Origin of the sequence: Mesorhizobium sp. M7D.F.Ca.US.004.03.1.1, assembly GCF_003998635.1 — a bacterium.
Taxonomy (GTDB): Bacteria; Pseudomonadota; Alphaproteobacteria; order Rhizobiales; family Rhizobiaceae; genus Mesorhizobium; species Mesorhizobium loti.
Map to the genome: position 1 here is coordinate 1 of NZ_RZQG01001166.1, position 1,619 is coordinate 1,619.

General features: G+C 58.6%; 1 protein-coding gene. It reads right to left on the reverse strand.

Annotated elements, in window-relative coordinates:
- Positions 1 to 1,309: Ig-like domain-containing protein (locus EN935_RS35150; RefSeq protein WP_206534655.1), on the reverse strand; the 1,309-nt coding region annotated here is incomplete at its 3' end.
- Positions 1,310 to 1,619: the final 310 nt, after the last annotated feature.

The window sequence follows — 1,619 nt, forward strand, 5'->3', positions numbered from 1 at the left end:
CGATGATCTTGTACTGGAACGTCACCGTCCCTTCTTCGCCGGCAACCGGCGCGTAGGTGAAGGTGCCGTCATTGTGGTAGGTGACCGTTCCGGTGCCGCCCGCCAGCGATCCCGCGACAAAGCTCACCTTCGACGGATCGGTGATGGCCACCCCGTCCGCGCCGGGCACGTCGTTGGCAAACACGTTCACCGTCACGGGCGCGTTCTCGGTCGCCTGCGTGGCACTGTCATTATGCGCCGTTGGCACGTCGTCGACGATGGCGACCGCAAAGGTGGTGCTGGCCGTGTCGCCGTCGACATCCGTGACGGTAATGCTGAAATTGTCCGGAACCGTGTCGCTTTGATCAAATTCGGTTGTCGGATTCGGATGGGTGACTGATTCGGTCACCGTGTAATTGTATTCGATGGCACCCGTGCTCGGATTGTAGGAGACGATCGTCAGGAAGCCGAACTCCCCCGGGATCTCCTGGCCGACGCCGGTGACGGTGACGCCGTTGATGACGATCGACCCAATTCCATCCGGTGCGGTGATGCTGATCGTTCCATTGCCGGAGGTTTCCGAATGGCTCGGCGCGTCGCTGCCTGGCGATTGCGCCCCACCGCCATCAAGGCCGGTTTCGCTGGCCGCTTCGCTGGGAGCAAGCAGTGACGTGGCCACCACTGAAACCGGCCTGTCGACGATGGACGGGAAGAGTTCGCGGTGATCCAGAAGCCCAAACTGCAAGGCAGTCGGGGGCAGCAGTGCCGACAGGTCGAACCCGTCGCCGATGCCGCCGGGGGGAATCGAGAAGTCTCCGCCTGCACTTGAATTCGAACCGCCCGGGCCGGCCGAGATAGAACCATCGGCGCCGAACGCGACATCGACATGGCTGGCTTCCAGCGCTGCCAGCAGTGCCACGCGCGGCACCTCGACGTCGCCAATGATAAAGGTCGGCACGTTCAGGGCGCCATCCTTGATCACGATCACCGAGCCGTCAGCCTGTTCGAGCACAAGGTTGTGGCCGTCGACCTTGATGTTGTCGATGGAGGCGTTGGCCGGAAGCCTTACCACGTGGCTGGCGTCGGCTACATATTCGTGCGGCGCAGCTACCGGCGGCGCCTTCGCTTCCGCGGGGGCTTCTGGTTTGGCAGGCGCTGCGCCGCCGACATCGACCGGCACCGGTTCGGACGCTGCCGGTGCGGGCTGCTGCGTCGAATTTGCTTGTGCGACCCGGATCTCGGCCGGCGATGTCTGATCGCCGTGTTCATTGGACGCGGAATGCTCGTTCAAGGAACCCGAAAAGCTGTCCAACTCGATATTGGTCGTCATGGCTGAAACCCCTCCGATATTTCCCGGATAGAGACAGCGGCCACTTCTACTTTGCAACAGTCTCGAAATCTATTTCATATATTCTGATATGCATGGTTCGGCATTTTTTACACGTGGTAAACCTCAAACATATAACCTGATATATGTTGGCTTCCATGCGACTTGCTTGACCGATGGCAGGCCGGAGTTTTCTGGTAAATGAAAGTATAAAATTGAATAAAATTTTATAGAAAATAGACGTAGTGATTTGCGGGAAAGTTATCCACCTTCCTTTCCAATAATTTGAGACAAGATTGGTAGCGTCCACAGT